General features: G+C 45.7%; 21 protein-coding genes. 5 read left to right on the top strand and 16 right to left on the bottom strand.

The window, feature by feature from the left end; all coding sequences use genetic code 11:
• Window positions 1–115 precede the first annotated feature (115 nt).
• The 3 genes from csrA to SDEN_RS06295 all read right to left on the bottom strand — a co-directional run bounded on the left by csrA (window position 116) and on the right by SDEN_RS06295 (window position 4,451).
• On the bottom strand, window positions 116–313 hold the full coding sequence (csrA, locus tag SDEN_RS06305) for a carbon storage regulator CsrA (RefSeq protein ID WP_011495659.1): 198 nt from the start codon (window positions 311–313) through the stop codon (window positions 116–118).
• A 342-nt stretch (window positions 314–655) separates the two neighbouring features.
• Window positions 656–3,280 carry an alanine--tRNA ligase gene (gene alaS / locus SDEN_RS06300; protein ID WP_011495658.1) on the bottom strand — a complete coding sequence of 875 codons (2,625 nt, stop codon included), beginning with the start codon at window positions 3,278–3,280 and terminating at the stop codon, window positions 656–658.
• 136 nt (window positions 3,281–3,416) lie between these two features.
• On the bottom strand, window positions 3,417–4,451 hold the full coding sequence (locus SDEN_RS06295; RefSeq protein WP_011495657.1) for an alpha/beta hydrolase: 1,035 nt from the start codon (window positions 4,449–4,451) through the stop codon (window positions 3,417–3,419).
• A gap of 212 nt (window positions 4,452–4,663) precedes the next feature.
• On the opposite strand from SDEN_RS06295, the gene SDEN_RS06290 reads away from it, so the two are divergent.
• From SDEN_RS06290 to SDEN_RS06280, 3 genes are all read left to right on the top strand, one after another.
• Window positions 4,664–5,386 (top strand): hypothetical protein, encoded by a 723-nt coding sequence (locus SDEN_RS06290; protein WP_011495656.1) that lies wholly within the window; start codon window positions 4,664–4,666, stop codon window positions 5,384–5,386.
• A 7-nt stretch (window positions 5,387–5,393) separates the two neighbouring features.
• Window positions 5,394–6,425 (top strand): sensor histidine kinase, encoded by a 1,032-nt coding sequence (locus tag SDEN_RS06285; protein ID WP_041405710.1) that lies wholly within the window; start codon window positions 5,394–5,396, stop codon window positions 6,423–6,425.
• Between the two features lie 63 nt (window positions 6,426–6,488).
• Window positions 6,489–7,211, top strand: coding sequence for a LytR/AlgR family response regulator transcription factor (locus SDEN_RS06280; RefSeq protein ID WP_011495654.1), 723 nt, complete (start codon window positions 6,489–6,491; stop codon window positions 7,209–7,211).
• 123 nt (window positions 7,212–7,334) lie between these two features.
• Here the strand turns inward: SDEN_RS06280 and recA are convergent, their stop codons facing one another.
• Window positions 7,335–8,396: a recombinase RecA gene (gene recA, locus SDEN_RS06275; protein WP_011495653.1), complete on the bottom strand. Its 1,062-nt coding sequence runs from the start codon at window positions 8,394–8,396 to the stop codon at window positions 7,335–7,337.
• 472 nt (window positions 8,397–8,868) lie between these two features.
• Here recA and mutS point away from each other — a divergent pair, with 472 nt between their 5' ends.
• Entirely contained in the window at window positions 8,869–11,457 is a 2,589-nt protein-coding gene (gene mutS, locus SDEN_RS06270) for a DNA mismatch repair protein MutS (protein WP_011495652.1), read from the top strand.
• A gap of 32 nt (window positions 11,458–11,489) precedes the next feature.
• Entirely contained in the window at window positions 11,490–11,837 is a 348-nt protein-coding gene (locus SDEN_RS06265) for a hypothetical protein (RefSeq protein ID WP_011495651.1), read from the top strand.
• A 1,122-nt stretch (window positions 11,838–12,959) separates the two neighbouring features.
• Here SDEN_RS06265 and SDEN_RS06260 read toward each other — a convergent pair.
• From SDEN_RS06260 to mazG, 12 genes are all read right to left on the bottom strand, one after another.
• Window positions 12,960–13,847 (bottom strand): IS982-like element ISSde7 family transposase, encoded by an 888-nt coding sequence (locus SDEN_RS06260; RefSeq protein WP_011495538.1) that lies wholly within the window; start codon window positions 13,845–13,847, stop codon window positions 12,960–12,962.
• A gap of 298 nt (window positions 13,848–14,145) precedes the next feature.
• Complete coding sequence (gene rpoS / locus SDEN_RS06255; RefSeq protein ID WP_011495650.1) at window positions 14,146–15,129, bottom strand: RNA polymerase sigma factor RpoS; 984 nt, start codon at window positions 15,127–15,129, stop codon at window positions 14,146–14,148.
• Between the two features lie 76 nt (window positions 15,130–15,205).
• Entirely contained in the window at window positions 15,206–16,141 is a 936-nt protein-coding gene (locus tag SDEN_RS06250; protein WP_011495649.1) for a peptidoglycan DD-metalloendopeptidase family protein, read from the bottom strand.
• A gap of 143 nt (window positions 16,142–16,284) precedes the next feature.
• Complete coding sequence (locus SDEN_RS06245; RefSeq protein WP_011495648.1) at window positions 16,285–16,920, bottom strand: protein-L-isoaspartate(D-aspartate) O-methyltransferase; 636 nt, start codon at window positions 16,918–16,920, stop codon at window positions 16,285–16,287.
• Window positions 16,917–17,666 (bottom strand): 5'/3'-nucleotidase SurE, encoded by a 750-nt coding sequence (surE, locus tag SDEN_RS06240; protein ID WP_011495647.1) that lies wholly within the window; start codon window positions 17,664–17,666, stop codon window positions 16,917–16,919. Before surE ends, SDEN_RS06245 begins: the two co-directional genes overlap by 4 nt.
• Window position 17,667: 1 nt before the next feature.
• Window positions 17,668–18,756, bottom strand: coding sequence for a tRNA pseudouridine(13) synthase TruD (truD, locus tag SDEN_RS06235; RefSeq protein ID WP_011495646.1), 1,089 nt, complete (start codon window positions 18,754–18,756; stop codon window positions 17,668–17,670).
• A 14-nt stretch (window positions 18,757–18,770) separates the two neighbouring features.
• Complete coding sequence (gene ispF / locus SDEN_RS06230) at window positions 18,771–19,253, bottom strand: 2-C-methyl-D-erythritol 2,4-cyclodiphosphate synthase (RefSeq protein WP_011495645.1); 483 nt, start codon at window positions 19,251–19,253, stop codon at window positions 18,771–18,773.
• 196 nt (window positions 19,254–19,449) lie between these two features.
• Window positions 19,450–20,175, bottom strand: coding sequence for a 2-C-methyl-D-erythritol 4-phosphate cytidylyltransferase (gene ispD, locus SDEN_RS06225; protein ID WP_011495644.1), 726 nt, complete (start codon window positions 20,173–20,175; stop codon window positions 19,450–19,452).
• 34 nt (window positions 20,176–20,209) lie between these two features.
• Window positions 20,210–20,509 carry a cell division protein FtsB gene (ftsB, locus tag SDEN_RS06220; RefSeq protein ID WP_041405709.1) on the bottom strand — a complete coding sequence of 100 codons (300 nt, stop codon included), beginning with the start codon at window positions 20,507–20,509 and terminating at the stop codon, window positions 20,210–20,212.
• Between the two features lie 98 nt (window positions 20,510–20,607).
• On the bottom strand, window positions 20,608–21,903 hold the full coding sequence (gene eno, locus SDEN_RS06215; RefSeq protein ID WP_011495642.1) for a phosphopyruvate hydratase: 1,296 nt from the start codon (window positions 21,901–21,903) through the stop codon (window positions 20,608–20,610).
• Window positions 21,904–22,160: 257 nt separating this feature from the next.
• A complete protein-coding gene (locus SDEN_RS06210) occupies window positions 22,161–23,798 on the bottom strand; it encodes a CTP synthase (protein WP_011495641.1) in 1,638 nt (545 codons plus the stop codon).
• A gap of 117 nt (window positions 23,799–23,915) precedes the next feature.
• Complete coding sequence (gene mazG, locus SDEN_RS06205; protein ID WP_041405708.1) at window positions 23,916–24,773, bottom strand: nucleoside triphosphate pyrophosphohydrolase; 858 nt, start codon at window positions 24,771–24,773, stop codon at window positions 23,916–23,918.
• Window positions 24,774–24,808: the final 35 nt, after the last annotated feature.

Raw genomic sequence — 24,808 nt, 5'->3', positions numbered from 1 at the left:
GACACGTCTGAGCCAGGGCTTTATGGATAAGATCTACTGAGTAAAATTGATGCGACGCAAAAAAAAAGCCAGCATAAGCTGACTTTAATGACAAAGCGTGTTCCGATTAATTAAATCAGAAATTTCCGCTTTCAGAAGATGGATCAGATTTCTCGTTTTGAATCCGTTGGTAAATCTCTTCACGATGCACAGAGACTTCTTTAGGTGCATTCACACCGATCCGGACTTGGTTACCCTTTACACCTAAAACGGTCACAGTAACTTCATCACCTATCATTAATGTTTCGCCCACACGACGAGTCAAAATCAGCATTCGATTGCTCCTTTAGTTCAATCTGCATACACACGCTTTATCCGTAATATGCGGTTATTATAAGGTTAGCTTAATATAAATTAATAGCACTGAGTGCTAAATCCACGACTTTATTAAGCTTAACGAATAAAAAAAAATATTTTTGTGAGCCTAATGCCCCGAAAACACCCTTCATAAGTGATAAAAACAAGGCGAGCCTTGGTTTTACCTCACTAGATCACAATAAATCTACCCAAACCCTAATCTTATATAGCTGTTATATAGGATTCTTGCTATCAGCCATAGCTAAATTATTACATTTTTTACGAGTAATTCATTCACCTATGGCTGTTTTATCACCTTTTATGCAAGACGCTCGGCTATCCAAGTGCTTGCCGATGCTAACGCCGCATCTAAGTTTTCAACCTGAGTGCCCCCCGCTTGAGCCATGTCAGGGCGACCACCGCCCTTACCGCCCACTTGCTGAGCGACCATGGCAACCAACTCACCCGCTTTCACTTTAGCGGTTAAATCGTTGCTCACGCCAGCAATCAGGTTAACCTTACCGTCCTTAGCTGTGCCTAACAGGATAATTGCCGACTTAAGCTTTTGCTTTAGTTCATCCTGTAGACCACGAAGTGAACCTGGGTCCACACCTTCGAGTTTTTTCACTAGTACTTTCACGCCATTGATGTCTTGCGCATCACCGGCCATGTCCGCACTCGCCGCCGCCGCTAACTTGTCTTTAAGTTGCGACAGCTCTTTTTCAAGCTGTTTGGTTTTATCAAGTTGCGCCTTTAACTTAGCAACTACAGAAGCTGAGTCAGATTTTAGCAGTCCCGCCGCCTCATCAAGCATAGCTTGCTGCTCGGCCACATAGGCCATGGCCGCTGCACCTGTGACAGCTTCAATACGGCGAACGCCAGCCGCAATACCCGCTTCAGAGGTGATTTTAAATAAACCTATGTCACCGGTGCGGCCCACATGGGTACCACCACAGAGCTCAATGGAGAAATCCCCCATGGTCACAACCCGGACTTTTTCGTCATACTTTTCACCAAAGAGCGCCATAGCGCCTTTCTCTTTAGCTTCATCTATGGCCATTTCTGCGGTATTGAGTTCATGGTTACAGCGAATTTGTGCATTCACTAACTCTTCAACTTGCTTAAGCTCTGCTGCTTTTACGCCTTCAAAATGGGCAAAGTCAAAGCGTAGGCGCTCTGGGTTTACCAGCGAGCCTTTCTGAGTCACGTGGGTGCCAATCACTTGGCGAAGCGCTGCATGCAACAAGTGAGTCACCGAGTGGTTAAGCTCAGTGCGCTGACGTAAGTCTTTATTAACCTCTGCAGCAAGCTTAGTGCCCACTTTGATACTGCCTTCAAGCACTTTACCTTGATGACCCGTAGCCTGACCAAACTTTTGCGTATCCGTCACGCTAAAGTTGATGCCTTGTGCGCTAAGTACGCCTTTATCACCCACTTGACCACCAGATTCGGCGTAGAATGGGGTGTTATTGAGTACCACAACCGCATCTTGTCCTTGAGTCACTTCATTCACGGCTTGGCCATCTAAGTACAAGGCAACCACGTTTGCTTCACCGCTTAGGCCTTTATAACCACAAAATTGTGTTTCTTCATCGATAATGAGCTGTTTGTTGTAATCGGCGCCAAAGTTACCGGCGGCTTGTGCGCGGCTACGCTGTTCAGCCATGGCCGCTTCAAAGCCGGCTTCGTCCACTGTGATATCACGCTCGCGGCACACGTCAGCGGTTAAATCCACGGGAAAGCCATAGGTGTCATACAGCTTAAATGCCGTGTCACCATCGAGCACCTTGCCAGATAACTCATTTAAGGCGTTGTCCAGCAAACCAAGGCCACGCTCTAAGGTGCGGGCAAACTGCTCTTCTTCGGCTTTAAGGGCTTTTTCGACAATGACTTGGGTTTCAACTAAGCCTTTAGCGGCATCACCCATCACACTGATCAAGGTCGGCACCAATTTATAAAAGAAGGTATCGGTCGCGCCTAACTTATTACCATGACGCACGGCGCGGCGAATAATACGGCGCAGCACATAACCACGCCCTTCGTTCGACGGCATCACGCCATCGGCTATCAAGAAGGCACATGAGCGAATATGGTCGGCAATCACTCGCAATGATTTATTTTCTAAATCACTGACACCTATGATTTCAGCGGTTTTAGCGATCAGCTGTTTGAAGATATCAATTTCATAGTTTGAATGCACACCCTGCATGATGGCAGCAATACGCTCAATGCCCATGCCGGTATCGACCGATGGCTTAGGCAGCGGCAGCATAGCGCCGTCGGCTTGACGGTTGTACTGCATGAATACTATGTTCCAAATTTCGATGAAGCGATCGCCATCTTCTTCAGGCGTACCAGGGCGTCCACCCCAGATGTGATCGCCATGATCGTAGAATATCTCACTGCAAGGACCACAAGGACCTGTGTCACCCATCTGCCAAAAGTTATCAGAGGCGTAAGGCGCCCCCTTGTTATCGCCGATGCGAATGATGTTTTCAGCGGCGACCCCGATTTTCTTATTCCAAAGCTCGAAGGCTTCATCGTCGGTTTCATAGATGGTGACGCACAGACGCTCTGTTGGCAGCTTTAAGGTTTCGGTTAAGAAGGTCCACGCGAAACGTATGGCTTCTTCTTTAAAATAATCGCCGAAACTGAAGTTACCTAGCATCTCGAAAAAGGTGTGGTGACGGGCGGTATAACCTACGTTATCCAGATCGTTATGCTTACCGCCGGCGCGCACGCAACGCTGAGAAGACACGGCGCGGCTGTAGCTGCGCTTATCCATCCCTAAGAATACGTCTTTAAATTGATTCATCCCCGCATTGGTAAAAAGCAAGGTTGGATCGTTATGAGGGACTAATGAACTACTGTCGACAACTTGGTGGCCTTGAGTTTCAAAATAGGCCAAAAAAGCACTTCTTAACTTCGCGGTGGTCTCAAACATGACATCGCCCTAAATTGGAAAAATATTGAATTCTTAAATGTTATTATCATAACAAGCTCTATTGCCAGCATTATATACTCAAACCTTCATCCTGTGCGAGGCTTGCGCTAAGATCAAAGCTTAAGTGCCATATTCCCTACTTTGACTCGAGTCGCTTAGCTGAGTCCGTTTCAACTAAGGCAGCCAACTGAGTCACCGCCTTATCCAGTGCGTTTGGCGATAAAATCATTCCAACATGATTGACCCCTTGGATTATGTTCACCTTAGCATTAGTCGTTTCAAATAAGCCAGTAAACGCCTTGGGGTTAAACAGCTCATCCCGATCGCCAACCAGCACGGACAAAGGCTGCTTAATCGCGGCGATATTGGCGTTATAGTCAGCTTTCGGGCGAAAGTTAGTCGCGAGTAAGTAACTGTAGCTATGAGTTAACTTAACTTTCGAGGTTTCTCGTAAGGCAAAGCGGATCACTGGCAGATGATTAAACAGCTTGAGTCCCATGGCATCGAGTATGCTGATTGCCACAAGCCTTGGCACGCCGACGCTCACCCAGCCGCCACTGCCATTATTGCGACTGGTGGGCGAATCTTGGCTAATAAAAGGCGACAACAACAAATAGTTGTCAAACAAGACTTGCCTGTCACTGCCTGCAAATCTCAGAGCAAAACCACCGCCAGAAGAAAATCCCACTAAACTCTTACTGCCCTGTAGCTTCACCTCTGAAACAAAATCTTCTAAGTCATGCTCAAGCTGGCCCAAGTAAGTAATGTCACCACTTTTTCCAGACTCCCCATGACCACGAATATCTAATGAATAGGCACTAAAACCTGCGCTCGCAAATGCCATCGCCAATTGATGCATGCTCTGACTGCTCGCAGAGGAGCCATGCACCAACACCACACTGCCCCTGCTCTCAATTTGAGCCTCTGTTTTAACCTGAGCTTTAACTGCCGATGAAAAAGTCGGTGGGTAAAATCGATAGGCCAAGGCCTGCCCATCTCTGGCATTAAAAAAACTGACCTCAGGCAACTCACTGTAATCAAGATTTTTAAAGGGCTCGCTAATGCTGTCCAGTGCAGCTACAGGCTTGGGACCACCAAAAGTGATGGCTAACCCTAGCAATAACACACTGACGCCCAAGCTCACTATCAGTGGGATAACAAATGATTTCATGGTCTTCCTTAGGAAAATAACTTACCCATAGTTAACATCTGCACCTTAAGAGTCAATAGCCAAAACCTTAATGAGACATTTCCACCCTTCATTGGATTTTTTCTGCCGCTTATCCTTATGCCATCGCATCACTTTGAAACACTGTTTATTCTCAATCCATCAAAGCAACTTACCAATACCGCAGAGTTAACTCTTTGCTAAAGGACAAGAAAATGAAATCAATCGAAAAACAACTCGCCACTCAAAAAGTCGTTAATTTAGCACTTGCCATTGGATTAACCGCCCTCACGGCATATACAGCTATTAGCCCTATGGGGACTCAGCATTTTGAGCACCTCACAGTAAAAAGCATCAAGGTATTGGAGGACAACGGGCTGCCAAGAATCGTTATCGCCAACTCTGAATTCTCACCAAAAGGGATATACAAGGGCAAAGAATTTGTCGATGTAGGCTCAAGACCTGGGATGATTTTTTACAACGATGAAGGCACAGAAAACGGCGGGCTTATCTTTATGGGTAAAGAGGAAAATGGAAAAGTGAGTCACGGGGTGCACATGTCATTTGATCGTTATAACCAAGATCAAACCATGACATTACAGCACATTGAAGATGGCGATTACATGGTGACAGGCATGCGCATTATAGACAGGTCGACTCTGCCGCTAGCAGAACAGATAGCCCTTGAAAAAGCAAAAGAAAATGGCGATCTCGATGCTAAGGTAAAACTAGACGAGCTCGAAAAGCAAGGCATGCTCAGCGCCAATAACCGAGCTTTCTATGGCACATTAAACGGCGATGCCATGCTAAAGTTGCATGATAAACAAGGTCAAACCCGTATTCGCATGGTAGTCGACAAGGAAGGAACTGCAGCCCTTGAGTTTTTAGATGCACAAGGTAAGATAGTTCAGCGCCTTCCTGATGACACAAAATCATAAGAAAACTATGAAAAAACATACCACTAAGTTACTCAACATCTTGGCTGTATTAGGCCTAACCCACTTAGTGGTATTTTATACCGCCATGGCACAAACCTCTGGCGGTGAGCCGTTAAACTATCACCCAGATGGCCCATTTTGGCTGGCGTTGCAATGTTTTCTCGCTCAGTGGATCACCTATCGAAGCTATAAACATTTAGTAAAAGGGCAATTGATTAGCATTAATGCCATTGCCCAAGTTTACTTCAGTAGCGCGGCCCTGTTTATCGCATTAAATAGCAGCTTAGTCTTAGGGCTAGAATGGACCATAGGCATAGAATACCTAGACATTCGCCATATCGCCTTAACCATCATTTTAAGTGTTTTACTGCATCTATTATTAGGCGGAACCTTGTTGGCCGCACTGTTGTTTAATGAAGTGAGGCAGCAACAACTCGCCCATATTCAAACACAAAATCAGCTAGCTAACAGCCAGATAAGTGCTTTACAGCAACAACTTGACCCACACTTTTTATTCAACAACCTTAATGTATTATCAGTACTCATTCAGCAAGACCCAGATGAAGCCGATGATTTCCTCGATGCCTTCTGCAGTCTGTATCGCTACATGCTTGAAGCCCATAAAAATCGACTCATTAGTCTTGAAAAAGAACTCGAGTTTGCTGACAGTTATCTGCACTTATTAGCGAAACGCTTCCCAAAAGCGTTCACTTTCGAACTTGCGCTAACACTGGATCCTAAACAGGTGCAGCTCGTCCCCGGCGCTTTACAATTGGCGTTAGAGAATATCGTCAAACACAATCAGGCAAGTCAAGCCCAGCCAGTGCGTATCACAATCACCAACCAAGGCGAACGTTTATTGGTGACCAATGACTTAAGGCCTAAATCTCATACCACACATCCAGATAGCCTTAATCTTGGGCTAAATAACTTAAATGAACGCTGCACAATGTTAGTCAACCAGTCCATTAGCATAGAAAAAACGGCAGAGACCTTTAGCCTCAGCCTGCCATTGGTGGATTTAGCTGTTAGCTGTTAGATGCTGAATTAGAGAAATAACCAACCTTTACTGTAGTTATAGAGTTCAAATGGAGTTGTAATAATGAGAATCGCCATCATAGAAGATGAACCCTTGGCAGCAGAAAAGCTCGCAGGCTACATACAAAGGCAGTGGCCAGAGGCTAAAATTATTGCCACCTTAAGCAGTGTCGATGCCGTGATTGAGTTTTTCAATCAACCGCAGAACTTAGATTTACTTTTTAGCGATATAGAGCTCAGTGATGGCCAAGTCTTTAGCGCCCTAGAGCAAATTGATGTGCCCTGCCCAGTCATTTTTACCACCTCCTATAACGACTACTGGATGAATGCGTTTCAAAACCAGGGCATTGAATATTTGCTCAAGCCTTTCTCTTTTAAGCGTTTTAGCCAAGCGGTCGCCAACTATCAAGCATTGTTTGAGCAGCGCTCAAAAATTGAGACCACCTCGTTTAAACAACGATTTATTATCAAGCAACAAGGCGCCAGCGAGATGCTTAATGTCGCAGAGATCCATTGTTTTCGAGCCGCCAACGGCACTATTTTGGCCGGTGATAAGCAAGGCCAATACCATATCCTTTCTGACAATAACCTCAGCCAATTAGAAGCTCAGCTCGATCCTAAGGTCTTCTTTCGGATTAACCGCGCCGACATCATTAATATCAATAGCTTAATTAAATTTGAAACCTACACCAAAGAAACACTCGCCCTGTATATCAAAGGCTACAGTGAAGCCTTAGTGACCAGCAAAACCCGCACCGCAAATTTTAGAAAATGGCTAGAAGCCTAAAATTAAAAAAGTCGTGACAAGCAACTAGGCTTATCACGACTTTCTTCACACTGTAACTCAAAATTATACTTTTGCTGATGCTTCAAGCTAAGTATTTATTTAACAAAGGCTTAAGCTGCGATGTTAAAATACTTCGCCCGTTTCTGGGTCAACATTGTCATCAACGTCTGCAGCCGATTCTTTTGGTGCATTTGAGTTCAATAACATTTCACGCAAAAGAGTATCGATTTCTTGAGCAATTGCAGGATTTTCAGTTAAGTAACGACCGGCATTGGCGCGGCCTTGACCAATTTTATCACCTTTATAGCTGTACCAAGCACCGGCTTTTTCAACTAGTTTATGGGCCACCCCCAAATCAACTAGCTCACCAGTACGGTTAATACCTTGACCATAAAGAATTTGGAATTCAGCTTGCTTAAAGGGCGCAGCAATTTTGTTTTTAACCACTTTAACGCGGGTTTCGTTACCCACTACTTCGTCGCCGTCTTTAATGGCGCCAGTGCGGCGAATATCTAAACGCACTGATGCATAAAACTTAAGTGCGTTACCGCCAGTTGTGGTTTCTGGGTTACCAAACATCACGCCAATTTTCATACGAATTTGGTTAATAAAAATAAGTAAGGTATTGGATTGCTTCAAGTTACCAGCAAGCTTACGCATTGCTTGGCTCATCATACGCGCTGCTAGGCCCATATGTGAGTCACCAATTTCACCTTCAATTTCAGCTTTTGGTGTTAGCGCTGCAACCGAATCGACAACGATAACATCAACCGCGCCAGAGCGAGTTAATGCATCACAAATTTCAAGAGCTTGCTCCCCGGTATCAGGCTGTGAACACAATAAGTTATCAATATCTACGCCTAACTTTTTGGCGTAAATTGGGTCTAATGCGTGCTCAGCATCGATAAAGGCACAGGTTTTACCTTCACGTTGAGCTGCTGCAATCACTTCCAATGTTAAGGTGGTTTTACCCGATGATTCTGGGCCATATATCTCAACGATACGCCCCATAGGTAAACCGCCAGCGCCTAAGGCTACGTCCAATGAAAGTGAACCCGTAGAGATGGTCTCAACATCCATGGTGCGGTCTTCACCAAGCTTCATGATTGAACCTTTACCAAACTGTTTTTCAATTTGACTGAGTACCGCAGCAAGTGCCTTCTCTTTATTTGGATCAGCTTTCATCTTAGTCCCTCTCAAAGTATAGTTTTCACTTATTAATTAGTATCTTGTTTTTGACGCTGTGTATTAACCTTGCCGACATTCATTCCCACTTAGGAAAAAGTCTTTCACTTTCTGCCCAGCTAATCTGCTTAAGCTAAGTGACGGCAAGCGGTTAAATCTGGCGCCTTAATATGCTGGTTAGTATACTGTATAATCATACAGTATCAAGTACTGTGTGTGACTTTTTTACTCAGAGTTAAATTCGTCATAATCAGCCCTGTTATCTCTAGATTTGTTAAAATACATCCACGATGGCCACTAAGTGCGATTTACTGGATATTTATCCTTAAAAAATTGCTAACATTGCCCACCATTACCTTTGCCCCAAGATTAAATCGCAATCTTAGCTAAGTGCCTGTGCACCAGCCGCATTCTTTATGAGCGCTATTGGGACAAACTTATTTGATTTACCTTTGACAGAGTGAACGCCTAGATGACAAGTATCGATTCTTCTGAGTTAGAAAAGCACACCCCCATGATGCGTCAGTATTTGACCATGAAAGCCGCCCATCCTGAGATGCTGCTATTTTATCGCATGGGAGATTTTTACGAACTTTTCTATGAAGATGCCAAACTTGCCTCAGAACTGCTAGGCATATCTTTAACTGCTCGCGGTAAAAGTGGCGGCGATCCTATCCCAATGGCGGGCTTGCCTTATCATGCAGTTGAAGGCTATTTAGCCAAACTGGTTCAAATTGGTCAGTCCGTGGCGATTTGTGAGCAAGTGGGCGATCCTGCTACCTCGAAAGGGCCAGTAGAGCGCAAAGTGGTGCGCATTGTCACTCCAGGCACCTTAACCGATGAAGCCTTACTGCAAGAGCATCAAGACAACCTATTAGCTGCCATATATCAAGGCAAGGTAGGCTTTGGTTACGCGACGCTCGATATTTCATCGGGACGTTTTGTGATTGCAGAGTTAGACACTCAAGAGGCCCTAGAAGCTGAATTGCAGCGCACCCGCCCTGTGGAACTGCTCTACAGTGAAGACTTTAGCAACCTAAGCTTAATCAATCATTTAAAAGGCATACGTCGCCGCCCTGAATGGGAATTTGATTTTGATACCAGTGTGAACTTGTTGCTGCAACAATTTGGCACCAAAGATTTGCATGGTTTTGGTATTAGTGATGCGCGCCTTTCCTTACAGGCCGCGGGCTGCTTAATGCAGTACGTGAAAGACACCCAGAAGACAGCCCTGCCCCACATAAATGCCATAGTGCGCTTCAATCAGGCGGATTCGATCATTTTAGATGCGGCTACCAGACGTAATTTAGAGCTAACCCAGAATTTATCAGGCGGCCGCGAGCACACCTTAGCCTGGGTATTGGACAACACCGCCACCCCCATGGGAAGCCGTATGCTGCAGCGCTGGTTACACCAGCCACTAAGAGACAACAACATAATAGCCAGCCGCCACAATGCGGTGGCTGAACTCATCGAAGCCAATTTATTTGACGAATTGCATCAGCAGCTAAAATCATTAGGTGATATCGAACGCATCATGGCTCGCCTCGCGCTTCGAAGTGCACGGCCACGGGATTTCGCTCGCCTTCGCCAAGCGTTAAGTCTCTTGCCTGAATTGCAACACACCTTAGGCCAATGCAAAACCCCACTGCTTACTAAGTTAGCCCAGTTGATTGGCGAGTTTCCTGCCGAGCATGAGTTACTTGAGAATGCCATAGTCGATAGCCCGCCTATGCTTATTCGCGATGGCGGGGTTATTCGCAGCGGTTATCACAGCGAACTTGATGAGTGGCGCGCCTTAAGTGAAGGCGCCAGTGATTACTTAACTGAGCTTGAAGCCAGAGAAAAACAAGCCACGGGGATCAGCACCTTAAAAGTTGGCTATAACCGCGTCCATGGTTACTACATAGAAGTCAGCCGCCTTCAAGCCGATAAAGTGCCCTTAAGCTATCAGCGCCGTCAAACCTTAAAAGGCACTGAGCGCTACATAACCCCTGAGCTTAAAGTGTATGAAGAAAAAGTCCTCTCAAGCCAAGGTAAGGCTCTAGCGTTAGAGAAACAGCTGTGGGATCAATTGTTTGATTTAATTTTGCCTAAGCTTAATGAGCTTAGGGACTTTGCCAATGCTGCCGCCGAGCTTGATGTCATTTGCTGTTTTGCCGAGCGCGCCGAAAGCCTGCATTACACTCAGCCGCAAATGGTCTCAAAAACCGGCATTCAAATTAATGCTGGCCGCCATCCCGTAGTTGAGCGCGTTAGCAGCACAGCCTTTATTGCCAACCCCGTCAACTTAGATGCAAAGCGTCACATGCTTATCGTCACCGGCCCGAACATGGGCGGTAAATCTACCTATATGCGCCAAGTGGCCTTGATAAGTTTGATGGCCCACATTGGCTGTTTTGTTCCTGCTGACAGCGCCGTCATTGGTCCTATCGACAGAATTTTCACCCGCATTGGCGCCTCTGATGACTTGGCCTCTGGCCGCTCAACCTTTATGGTCGAAATGACAGAAACTGCCAACATTCTCCATAATGCCACCAGTCAAAGTTTGGTATTAATGGATGAGATAGGCCGGGGCACCTCAACCTATGATGGTTTGTCCCTCGCTTGGTCAGCGGCTGAGTATTTAGCATTGCAAATCAAAGCCATGACGCTATTTGCGACCCATTATTTTGAACTAACACAATTACCAGATTTGATCCCCGGCGCCAACAATGTGCATCTAGATGCCATAGAGCACGATGACACCATCGCCTTTATGCATGCAGTGCAAGAAGGCGCTGCCAGTAAGAGTTATGGCCTGCAAGTCGCCGCATTAGCTGGGGTGCCAAGCCATGTTATTCAAGCCGCTAAACATAAACTGCATCAGCTAGAGAGCCGTGATAATCAGGCATCACCCGCTGTCGCCAGCGCACCGCAACAACAGAGTCTGAGTCTAAGCCCTGCCCCTATGATGGGTGAAAAAGCTCTGAATAAGCTAACCACGATTAATCCCGATGAACTCAGCCCAAAACAAGCCTTAGACTTGCTCTACGAGCTGAAAAAACTCGCTAAAAGCTGATAGGCAATCAGTTAAACGTTAAGGGGGGTCAAATGAACATCTGTGTGATTATCAAGTGGCAATGGGATGGCTATACGAAATACCATCAATCAGCAATAAACTTATGGATCCATATTGTTTTTGTACCTGTGTTCATATTGGGTTTTTTATCATTTATAGCAACACTCATTGACCTGCATATAGTGGGGATAGCCATTTCAATATTATTGATGGTCACAGCAATTGGCATTCAGGGATTTGGGCACAATAAAGAAGCTATACCTGCAGAGCCTTTTACTGGCCCCCAAAATGCGATAGTTCGAATTATTTTAGAGCAGCTTTATACTTTTCCTAAATTTGTATTATCCGGTAAATGGTATCGCGCTCTGCGTAGCAAATAGCCACGGACTTAACACACTATTTAGTGCTTAATTAGTACTTAGAATTAACAGGTTTTGTATGGATGCTCTCAAAGGGTCAATGTTTCTGCAGGTGCATCATGATTAAATTCCTACATGTTTTTGCCACAAAGCGTGTTTTGGAATACTGGGATAGATATAGCAATAAATAGCAAGGGTGAACTCGGCCATTGGGCTAACGTCCCGAGTGACGCCGCCTCTCACTGTAAAAGTTCAACGATATAAAAGGTCCTATGGGCTCGGGCGCAGCATCCCTGCAGCCTCATTCAAGAGATAGACTCGAGCCATTTAGTCCAATGTCCTCTCATTAGCATCAGAGTTACCATTTAGATAAAAAATCAGCACATCTCAGCATGTGCATGATGGTTAAATTCTGAAGTGTTTTTGTCCAAAAACGTGTCAGATAATTGGTGCTAAATCGTTAAGTATCAAACGTCGGTTACTGAAGTCCCGCATACAGGCTCGGCATTCACTCACCGACACGCAGCAAGTCCGTCCTTGGCTCTTGATTTAAACTAAAGTCGGCCGCCCCGTCTGATGTGAAAGGATTCACAAATGCCGCGATGGCATGGATGGCAGAGAGCGGCCATGGGCGGTCGGCTCGCCTTTCTCGTGGTAAATCGGCATGGCTCACCTTATATATTTAGGTGTGTTCTTCTCGCTCTTAAAAATCTAGAACCATAGCTATGCTAACCTTAACAGTACACTCACAGGTTGCATCAACTCCCCTCGAAGTTGCCGAAATATTCACGTAAAAATACCGTGTAACCATCAGGGATGATGGTTAAGGCGCGTTAGTACATGGACGTACTGTCGTGCCGTTAGGTATTTTTAGGTGAATATGAGCTTCTTGTCACAAGAATACAACTTCGTCGGGGCGGCACGGAGGGAGATCCAAGGGGGAGGGATTGCTGTTGATCTTTCCCCCTTGGTCGGGTGTGGGTTGAAGACCCACGATGTTAATCCAAACGAAGTTTGGACATCTTGCTGACAATTTTTTGTCCAAAAACGAGTTTAGGCTGATTACAGGGGAACAGCCCGATAGCTAAAGTCAGGTTGGTAATCTTTTAAGGCCAACAGATACGTAAATAACCTGAGATCGGTTTAAGCCATAACAGAAATCGCATTGAAATCGACATCTGTGATATTAAGTTGTGGCTTACTCTCTTTGAGTTGATAGGCAATTAAACCGCCAATCATATTCAGCATAAAACCATGCACACTTCTATGCCTCGAATGCTCGATTTGTGAGATATTCTTAAGCTGATCATTGATCGTTTCTATAATAAATCTTCGTGAAAGCATTGCCCTATCCCACAGTGATAAAACCTTCTTTTTCATGTTCTTGCGAACATTGTTTACTAGTGTTACGCCTTGCTCAAGTAGCTCGCTTGCCAACGCTTTACTGATATAGCCTTTATCCGCATACAGCTTGTCCATAGCATTCACCACCATGCCTGAAACAGGCTTAGTGTCATGGGTATTGGCTGGAGTAATTTTGGCGGCAACAATCCCCCCTTTATGGTTAACGATGAGATGAAGCTTGAAACCATAGAACCACCCCATGGTCCCTTTTCCGCGACGAGCAAGGCCAGATAACGTTTTATGTCGTGGAATTCGCAAATTGTGGCAAACCTTTACACTGGTCGAATCGACGAATTCAATCCCCGTAGGTAGACTTCTGATGCTGGAGAAATAGCTGCATAGTGGCACGACAGCTGTCGGCATAAGCTCAAGAAAACGGGTATAGCTGAGTAAGTGGGGGAAATCAGATTTGAAAAAACGAGCAAGATATCCAGTGTAGTAATTTTTGAAGTCACGATGATGAGATGTATGGAAGAGTATGATAATCGTCATTATTTCGCTCATGCTCATTCTGCTTGAACGTTGGCGCTTACGCGTGCCATCTGTTACGCATTGTTTTTTCCATTGCGGCATAAATACAGCACAAAAATCATCGACATCACAAAATACATCCACTAAATTATCCATAAGCCCTCTGCGTGATTGGTTCCTTCTTGGTCGAAAGATCTGATCACAAAGAGGGCGATTAGTTCAGTTTTTTATCCCGAGTTGAGGTTAAATACAGAAAAGGTGAGCTATGAGTGTTTGAGACGAGCGGCCATTTACCAAATTTTAGGCGTAAAAAAAGGACATCAACTGTCCTTTTCATGCGCTTAGCTATTTATCTTTAGACGAACTCAAACTTAAGTTCAACACTAACACATCTGACGCTATATCGAATTGTTACTGTTAATCTGGCTCAAGATTGTATCTAATCTGAGTTCTCTTAGTCTCTAAAGAGAGCCTCTACTGACAGACCTTGACTGCTTAACAAGTCTTTTAAACGCTTTAACGCTTCCACTTGAATTTGACGAACACGTTCTCGAGTCAAACCTATCTCTGCGCCAACATTTTCCAGTGTCGATGGCTCGTAACCCAATAAACCAAAGCGTCGTGCTAGTACTTCTCTTTGCTTGGTGTTGAGTTCGTTTAACCAGCCAACAATAGAGTTGGATAAGTCTTCATCTTGCACTTGATAATCAGGGCCTACGCTATCGTCGTCGGCAATCACATCTAATAGTGCTTTTTCGTTATCGCCACCCAGTGGGGTGTCTACTGAGGTAATTTTCTCATTAAGCTTTAACATCCGGCTTACGTCACTGGTGGAGACATCAAGCTTGGCGGCAATTTCCTCTGCCGTTGGCTCGTGATCTAGCTTCTGTGCTAGCTGTCTTGCAGTACGTAGGTAGACGTTAAGTTCTTTAACCACATGGATTGGCAAACGTATGGTGCGAGTTTGATTCATAATCGCACGTTCTATGGTCTGCCTGATCCACCAAGTGGCATAAGTAGAAAAACGGAAACCTCTTTCTGGGTCAAACTTTTCCACCGCTCTTATCAGGCCCAAATTACCTTCTTCGATAAGATCTAACAGGGCCAAACCACGATTATTGTAGCGACGGGCAATTTTCACCACGAGTCTTAGGTTACTTTCTATCATGCGATTACGAGATTTCTCGCAACCTTTGAGGGCTTTACGTGAGAAGAACACTTCTTCTTCAGCACTAAGCAAAGGGGAAAATCCTATTTCGCCTAAATACAACTGAGTGGCGTCAAGATTTTTTTGGAGGTCTTCTTGAACTTGTTGTTCAATTTCGAGTTGCTGCACGAGATCAACGGCCTTGTCGCTCTTTTGCGCACCTTCTTTTTTGGTTTTTGTGGATAAATCTACAAGCTTTTCTGCTACTGCAGTGTTAGTTGTTCTGCTCATAATACGCTCTCCCAAACCTGAAAAATATTAATCTACATCACTTATTCACCCTCCCTAGTTAAGTTCTCTAAACAATTCATTGTTTAGGTAGATATTTTAATGGGTTAACTGATTTTCCGTGGTAACGGATCTCAAAGTGGAGCATCACTTGGTTAGCGCCACTGTTACCCATTTTTGCAACGGCTTGACCCGCTGCGACTAGCTGTTTTTCTTTGACTAAAATCGTTTCTGCGTGAGCATAAGCACTAAGAAAATCATCGTTATGTTTGATAATGACTAAGTTGCCGTAACCACGTAATGCATCGCCTGCGTAAACGACTTTACCATCGGCCGCCGCTTTGATTAACTCTCCGCGTCGACCAGCAATCTTAATACCTTGATTGCCCTGCTGTGTCTCTGAAAATGTGCCTATTAACTTACCTGAAACTGGCCAATACCAATGACTCACTTGTGCGGGTAAAAGGTTGGTCTGCTCCTTGGCATTCAAGTTAATAGTTTGTTTAGCAGTTGTTACAGAGTACGCAGAGTTTGAAGTTTGATCAAGCACTTTTTTTGTACTATTTGCGGAAACGTTTTCCTGTGCTGGAATGGGTCTTGGGGTTTGTCCCACTAAAGTTTTACTTGGTGTATTAGCCACTTGGTAAGGTTGGCTAATACTTCCACTCACAACCCCTGCCCCTTGTGACTGCTGGGGTTGAGACCGACTAACACCGGCTGAATATTGGCTATTTTCAGCGCTAAGTTTGATGATTTGGCCAGGATAAATAGTGTATGGCTGGGTTAAGCGATTAAGCTTTGCCACTTGGATAAAGTTTTTTCCCGCCCCCCAAGAGATGGAGTACAAGGTATCGCCTTTTTTGACTCGATAATGCTCAGATTGGATAGACCCTTTATGGTATTTCTGGCCATGGACACTGGATATACTTTCGACAGGTGCGGGGCGCTGAGCCTGAAAGCTGCAGCCTGAGGCAAACAAAATAATGCACAAGCATGTTGGCCAAAAGCGTGTCATTCAATCCTATCCTTTTAGGCAGAGTCAATTTACGAAGGTTATTGATAAGTTAAGGGGACAAAACCCTATGAAGCTATTTAGCTAAGCTAATACATTAAACTAAAGGCTAAGCTAAAAGTCACAGTTATAAACTGAACTGAAAACTAGGCAAGTTCACCATTAATGAGCGGCACAAACTTAACCGCTTCTATGATTTGTGACTCAAAGCTCTGTCCGGTACGGGTAATTTTAAGCAATTGCTGCGCATCTTCCCCCACAGGTATGAGTAACACACCGCCATCACTAAGTTGAGCCAGTAAGGCTTCGGGGACTTTGGACGCCGCCGCTGTGACTAAAATACCATCGAACGGCCCCTTATTATGCCAACCTTGCCAGCCATCACCGTATTTAAACGACACATTATGCAAGTCTAAACGTTTAAGCCTTTGTCTTGCTTGAATTTGTAATGCTTTTATTCGTTCTATGGTGCATAACTGCGGTACCAACTGCGCCAAGATGGCCGCTTGATAGCCTGACCCTGTCCCTATTTCCAACACTTTATTGGGCTGAGTTTGCAGTAATAACTCTGTCATACGCGCCACAATATAGGGTTGAGAGATAGTCTGTCCTTGGCCTATGGGTAAGGCGGTATTTTCATACGCCTTATGGGCCAAAGCGTTATCGAGAAATAACTCTCTTGGGGTATTGGCCACAGCACTCAACACTGACTGACTGCGAATGCCAGTTTCATAGAGTTTTCTGGCTAAATTCAATGCCAGTGTTGATGCTGCTGCAGTCATAATATTTTTATCCAGTGTTCCAATCCAGCGAGCTGATTATAAGCCGTCAGATCCACAGTTAATGGCGTAATAGACACGTAACCTTGGCTTATCGCATCAAAGTCCGTGCCCTCACCAGCATCTTGCTCTTTACCCACAGGGCCAAGCCAAAAAATTTCTCGCCCCGCCGGATCTTGCGTTTTCACCATGCCTTCGGCTTTATGGCGTGCGCCTAGGCGGGTCACTTTAATGCCCTTAATGGCCTCAATGGGTAAATCCGGCACATTCACGTTTAAAATTTGATCTTTGGCCAATGGATGCGCCAACAGGCCTTGCACTATTTTGGCGCTAAAGTAGGCAGCAGTTTGATAATGCAGTAATTCTTTACCCGCTAAGGACACGGCAATGGCTGGCAAACCTAAGAAACGCCCTTCCATCGCCGCCGCCACTGTACCTGAATACAAGGTATCGTCGCCCATATTCGCGCCCGCATTGATGCCTGACACCACAATATCGGGCTCTTGTTCGCACAACTCACGTATGGCTAAATGGACGCAATCGGACGGTGTGCCATTCACTGCCACAAAACCATTATCTAAGTTATTAATTCTTAATGGGTTAGTCAAGGTTAAAGAATTGCTCGCTCCTGAGCAATTTCTATCTGGAGCCACTGTCAGTACTGTAGCAAAGGCGCTCAGGGCCTCAGTTAGACAGCGGATCCCTTCGGCTTGTACCCCATCATCATTACTCACTAAAATATTAATCATACTAAGGCTTTGCCTCACTATTTGTTTGCGCTTCAAGGGATTGGGCTTGCGTGCTCACAAACTCCTGCCATTGCCTTTCTTTTACATCTTGATAGAGGCAGACTTCACGCAATATGGAAGTGGCAAAACTGCCCGCAGGTAAGATGAACTCTAAGGTCAAGACATCAGCATCAAATTTATACTTAAGCCCTTGAGGCTCCAGCAACAGCGGTCGTCTTTCTTGATCTAATCCTGCATTTTCTAAGCCTTCAAGATCGCTGGCATAATCCACTAATGCCGCAGCTTCGAGTTCTGCGGCAGTGCCTTTGGCCAATGGCGCGCCTCGGCCCCAGAGCGGCGCAGATAACTGAATGTCTTTTTCATCGAGACGAGCTTGCACTGTGCTGTCCCAGCTGTCTGCAACAAAGTAGCTGCGACTGCCCGCAAGCATCACACAATCACCGTCCATCGGCGTGTTACCTTGGGTTGCCAAACGGTGCGATACCACTTGATTAAAGATGTTTGAGCGCACGGCCGACAAATACATGCTGCTTTTTTTACGGTCTTTCACTTTCTTTCCCAACAGCATTTGCCGGCCCATGACCAAATTCTTACCATCATGGCCAAAACGCTGCTCACCAAAATAGTTGGGCACGCCAGTTTTTGCTATCAGGGCTAGACGCTCACTGACCTCAATGACATCTGTGATCCCGCGAAGCGTTAGAATAAATTGATTCCCAAGCAGCGCACCAATGCGCAACTTTTTGCCGTGGCGTGAGCTTGACAGCACAGTAAGCTTATCACTATTTAATTCTTCCCATTGGGGCATTTCTTTACCAGGGATCCGCACCCCAAACCATTGCTCCGTGATGGCATGCTTGTCTTTTTGACCGGCATAGGTCACTTCTTTTGGGTGTACCTTGGCAAATTTGGCAATCATTTCGGCAACGAAGACAGTATTTAAGCCTTCTTTTCGAATATGCAGCATATGGTGCTCGCCTTCCCCTGTGGGGCTAAAAGGCAAGATTTCATTAACCATAAAGTCACTGTTGTGGGTACGCAGTAGCCCTTGAGACTGAGGCTTACCATGCAAATAATGTAATTCATTCATTTAACGGGATCTCTTTAAATCGCTTGCTGCATCAGGACAACGGCTTCGACGGCGATGCCTTCTTTGCGGCCGGTAAAACCTAACTTTTCTGTGGTGGTCGCTTTTACATTGATATTGTCTATGTCAGTGTTCAGATCGAGCGCCAGCAGTTGACGTATGGCTTCAATGTGGGGCGCCATTTTCGGTGCCTGTGCAATCACAGTCACATCCAAATTACCCAATTGAAAATGCTTATTTAGCGCCAATTGATAACAGTGGCGCAGTAATACCCGGCTATCGGCGCCAGAAAAGGCATCATCAGTATCGGGGAAGTGCTTACCAATATCCCCCAGCGCCATGGCGCCCAAGATGGCATCGCTGATAGCATGCAGCACCACATCACCGTCTGAATGGGCAATCAAGCCTGTGTCATAGGGCACAGTGACGCCCCCTAAAATAAGCGGCTTATCGCCGCCAAATTTATGCACATCAAAACCATGACCAATTCGGAGTTTCATCTATTATTGCCTTACATTTGAGCATTAATTTGAGTGTTCGTTCGAGTGATAGCTTAAGTGTCAGTTTTTAGTTGCACTTGAATCAGCGGCTTATTTTCGCCGCAGCTTATTCCGTCACTGTTTACTCGACCACTGTTTACTCGACCACTATTTATTCCACCGCGCTTTATTCCACCGCGCTTTATTCCACCGCGCTTTATTCCACCAGAGGCTTAGCACTCAAGTGCGCCATAAAAAGCCCAGCCAAGTGTAAATCATCAGGGTGCGTCACCTTGATGTTATCCGCCCGGCCACTGACAAGCCCAGGAAAAACACCGGCCCATTCCATGGCGCTGGCTTCATCAGTAATGACAACGCCGGCATTCAGCGCCGCCGATAAATTTGTGAGTAACTCAGCCACTGGGAAATATTGCGGCGTTAATGCATGCCATAACAGCGCCCTGTCTACCGTATGATTAATGACGCCAGTGTCATCGCTGCGCTTCATAGTGTCTCGAACCGGCATTGCCAAAATCGCCCCTTGGGGAAATTCGCTTGTGGAGGCGAGTAATTTATCGATATCACTATGGGTTAAACAAGGGCGCGCGGCGTCGTGCACTAAGGCCCATGCATCTTGGGGGGCAACGGCTAATGCTGCTAATACTGAATCCGCCCGCTCACCGCCACCTATGACGGTTAAGAGTTTTGAGTGCTTAGCTTGAGGCAAGCCTAAAAACATATCATCATGAGGATGCAGCGCCACTATGACTTGCGCTATTTGAGGATGAGAGAGTAATGCATCTAAGGTGTGCCCCAGAATACTCTGGGCGCCAAGGGTTAGGTATTGTTTTGGCATACCCGCAGCCATTCTAGCGCCTATACCTGCGGCTGGCACTATGGCGACGTTTTTGGGGACAAGTGGCGTTGTGTGAGTCATGGACATGTCTTAATCAGAAATCGTGAGGTTAGCAAGTCGATTATTCATAGTCGGCCCCCGCCTTGGGTTCTACACCCACAACACGGTAAAAGGTTTCCCCTTGTTTCACCATGCCAAGTTCATTGCGGGCGCGCTCTTCCAAGGCTTCGGTACCGCGCTTAAGGTCGATAATCTCTTCTTTAAGTACCTGATTGCGCTCCACCAACTTTTGATTACTCTCCTCTTGACTGGCAATTTGCTTTTGCAAATGCACATATTGCGTCATGTTGTTATCACCGTACCAGAGCCGGTACTGAAGTAATGCCAGAAGAATAAACAGGCCGAGTAATAATCTATTCATAATACCGATAGTAATCGAATAAGTGCGGAGTTAGGTTGGGCTATAGTACAACAAAAAAGGCCACCTAGTGGTGGCCTTTTTTTAGCTAAAGCAAAATATTATGCTTGGCCTTTGATCTCTTTCAAACCACGGTATGGGGCTTTCTCACCTAACTGCTCTTCGATGCGCAGCAATTGGTTGTACTTAGCCACGCGATCGGAGCGACACAGAGAACCTGTCTTGATTTGGCCCGCTGCTGTGCCTACGGCAAGATCGGCAATGGTCGAGTCTTCAGTTTCACCACTACGGTGTGAAATCACAGCCGTATAGCCCGCTTCTTTCGCCATGCGAATGGCTGCCAGTGTCTCAGTCAAGGAACCAATCTGGTTAAATTTGATTAAGATAGAGTTAGCGATATTGTTCTCAATACCACGGGTTAAGATTTTGGTGTTGGTCACGAATAAATCGTCGCCCACTAACTGGATCTTGTCGCCCATGATTTTAGTCTGGTACGCCCAGCCTTCCCAATCTGATTCATCAAGGCCATCTTCGATAGACACGATGGGGTATTGGTCAGCTAACGACTTTAAGAAGTCAGAAAAACCATTTGAGTCAAAGACTTTACCTTCGCCGGCTAAGTCATACTTGCCATCTTTGTAGAATTCAGTGGCCGCGCAATCAAGGGCTAAGGTCACGTCTGTGCCAAGCTTGTAGCCAGCTTCTTCCACCGCCACTTTAATTACCGCTAGGGCTTCAGCGTTTGAAGCAAGGTTAGGTGCAAAACCACCTTCATCACCCACTGCCGTGCTTAGGCCTTTGCTTTGCAGTACTTTCTTAAGACTGTGGAAAATTTCCGCGCCCATACGTAAGGCTTCACGGAAATTTTTAGCGCCAACAGGCTGCACCATAAACTCTTGAATATCGACGTTGTTATCGGCGTGCTCACCACCATTGATAATGTTCATCATAGGCACAGGCATAGAGTAAACCCCAGGAGTGCCATTCAATTCTGCGATATGAGCATACAAAGGAATGCCTTTTGACATAGCCGCCGCTTTTGCCGCTGCAAGCGACACAGCAAGAATCGCGTTGGCGCCTAACTTGTCTTTATTTTCCGTGCCATCCAAATCGATCATGATTTGATCAAGCTCAGCTTGAGCCGCAGCATCTTTACCCATTAAGGCCGCTTTGATGACGCCATTGATGTTGGCAACGGCGTTAAGCACACCTTTACCTAAGTAACGGCTCTTATCACCATCTCGCAATTCTAAGGCTTCACGGCTACCGGTAGAGGCGCCCGATGGCGCAGCAGCCATACCGATAAAACCACCGGCTAAATGCACTTCTGCTTCAACCGTTGGGTTACCACGAGAATCCATGATTTCGCGACCAATGACGTTAATAATGTTAGCCATAATTCCCTCGTATTCTGAGTAATATTGAAAGTTTAAGTTTAAAAAAGAAAATCAATACCAATAATCATTCAGAGAAACAGTAAAACCTGTGCAATTATTGGTATTTAATTTTCAGTTTGGTAATAAACCTAACTTTTTAAGCTTATAGGATAGAATGAATCTTAGTTTGCATCAACTGTGTTGATAATAAACGTGAGTGAGCGCACCTAGCGCAACTAAAGATAAAAAAGCCGCTAGCATAACTAGCGGCTTATTCATTAACCTAAGATACGTTTCTGATGGCTCAACGAAGCAGCAATGAAGCCTTCAAATAGTGGGTGGCCATCACGAGGTGTTGAGGTGAATTCAGGGTGGAATTGACCGGCAACAAACCAAGGGTGCTCCGCAAGTTCTATCATCTCAACCAGCTTACGATCTGAAGATAAGCCGCTGAATATTAAGCCCGCTTTCTCAAGCCTGTCGACATAATTATTGTTCACTTCATAGCGATGACGGTGACGCTCGACACAGGTATTACCCTTATAAGCCTCGGCCGCTTTAGTGCCTTCTTTAAGGTGACATAACTGCGCGCCTAAACGCATAGTGCCGCCTAAATCAGACTCTTCATGACGCAGCTCAAGCTGGCCATCTTCATCTATCCATTCTGTGATAAGGCCCACAACCGGGAACGGTGATGCTGGGTTAAATTCAGTTGAATGAGCATCCGCCATGCCAGCCACGTTACGAGCAAACTCGATTAACGCCACTTGCATGCCTAAACAAATACCAAAGTATGGCAGCTTGTTTTCACGGGCAAACTTGGCCGCCAGGATTTTACCTTCAACGCCGCGCTCACCAAAGCCACCTGGCACTAGAATACCATCCAAGCCTTGTAAAACTTCATCGCCTTTGGCTTCTACGGTTTGTGAATCAATATATTTGATGTTCACAGTCACGCGGTTTTTAAGGCCCGCATGCTTTAAGGCTTCGTTGACTGACTTATAGGCATCAGGCAATTCAATGTACTTGCCAACCATACCTATGGTTACTTCACCATTTGGGTTAGCTTCTTGATAAATAACGTTTTCCCACTCAGAAAGATCCGCTTCTTTGCAATCTATGTTGAAACGCTTTATCACTAATTCATCTAAGCCTTGTGAGCGCAACAGTGCAGGGATCTTGTAGATGCTATCCACGTCTTTTAGTGAGATAACCGCACGTTCTTCTACGTTACAAAATAGCGAGATTTTCGCTCTTTCGTTAGCAGGCACAGCGCGATCGCCACGGCAAACCAGTACGTCAGGTGCGATACCGATTGAACGTAACTCTTTTACAGAATGCTGGGTTGGCTTAGTTTTAATTTCACCGGCAGCGCCTAAGAAAGGCACTAAGGTCAAATGCATAAATAAGGTGCGATCACGTCCAAGCTCAGCACCTAATTGACGAATTGACTCAAGGAATGGCAATGACTCGATATCACCCACAGTGCCGCCAATCTCAACGATAGCCACATCATGACCTTCGCCGCCCGCGATGACTCTCTCTTTAATGGCATTGGTGATATGCGGAATAACCTGAATGGTGGCGCCTAAGTAATCGCCACGACGCTCTTTACGTAAGACTTCTTCGTAAATACGACCCGTGGTGAAGTTATTACGACGGTTCATCTTGGTACGGATGAAACGCTCATAATGACCTAAGTCTAAGTCAGTCTCAGCGCCGTCTTCGGTAACGAACACTTCACCGTGCTGAGTCGGGCTCATGGTACCCGGATCGACGTTGATATAGGGGTCCAGCTTCATGATAGTTACGTTTAGGCCCCGAGCCTCTAAAATTGCTGCGAGCGATGCTGCTGCAATACCTTTTCCTAGTGATGAAACCACACCACCAGTAACGAATATATATCTTGTAGTCATGCTGAACCTGAGAATAAGAGAGTAGAAAAAACGTGCTTGTAAGAAAGCACTAGGACGGGGCGATAGTATACCAAAGCATCTGAGATTCGACAAACCCAAAGGTGGATAAAATGGAGATTATTCCTTATGAGCCGCCTTTAAACCTGCCTTAACTTGATCCCAATAGCCATCGAGCTCGGCCAACGTATGGGCTTGCATGGCTTTGCCACTGGCGGCGGCCAAGGCTTCGACACCGCGAAAACGCTGCTCGAATTTGTGATTTCCTTGACGTAATGCAGATTCGGGGTCGACCCCTAAATGGCGAGCAAGATTCACCACGGCAAACAACAAGTCCCCCATTTCATCTTTCACTTTAGGAAAATAAGTTTCAGGGTCGCTGTCAAGTAGGCGTGCCTCCACCATGACTTCATCAATTTCTTCGTGGATTTTGGCCACCACAGGTTCAAGCTCTGGCCAATCGAATCCCAGCTTAGCCACACGTTTTTGAATTTTTACCGCGCGAGTTAAGGCTGGCAAAGCCTTAGGGATGTCATCAAGCACTGACAGTAACTGCTTTTGCTGACGCTCTTGGGCTTTAGTCGCTTCCCAAGCAGCGTTGAGTGCTTGAGTATTCAGCTCAGGCTTAACACCACTAGCGGCAGACTCATCTTGCATAGGGCCAAACACATGGGGATGGCGGCGAATAAGCTTGTCACTAATGCGCTCGACCACAGTCGCAAAATCGAACAGGCCTTGCTCTTTGCCAAGCTGGCAATAAAACACCACTTGAAATAACAAGTCACCCAATTCATCGGGCAGATGAGCTAGGTCACCTTGCTCTATGGCATCGGCGACTTCATATGCTTCTTCTAAGGTGAATGGCACTATAGTGTCAAAGCGCTGGGCCAGATCCCAAGGGCAGCCTGTAGCCGGATCCCTAAGTTTCTCCATTATTGCCAGTAAAGGCTGTAAATTCACTGTTTGCTCGGTGCTCATATTACTGCCTGTTTTCTGCCACTTTCCGTCTAATG

This window comes from Shewanella denitrificans OS217 (assembly GCF_000013765.1).
In the GTDB taxonomy this organism is placed as follows: domain Bacteria; phylum Pseudomonadota; class Gammaproteobacteria; order Enterobacterales; family Shewanellaceae; genus Shewanella; species Shewanella denitrificans.
Note: the sequence above shows the minus strand (reverse complement) of the source record. Positions and strands in the feature narration are given on the sequence as shown.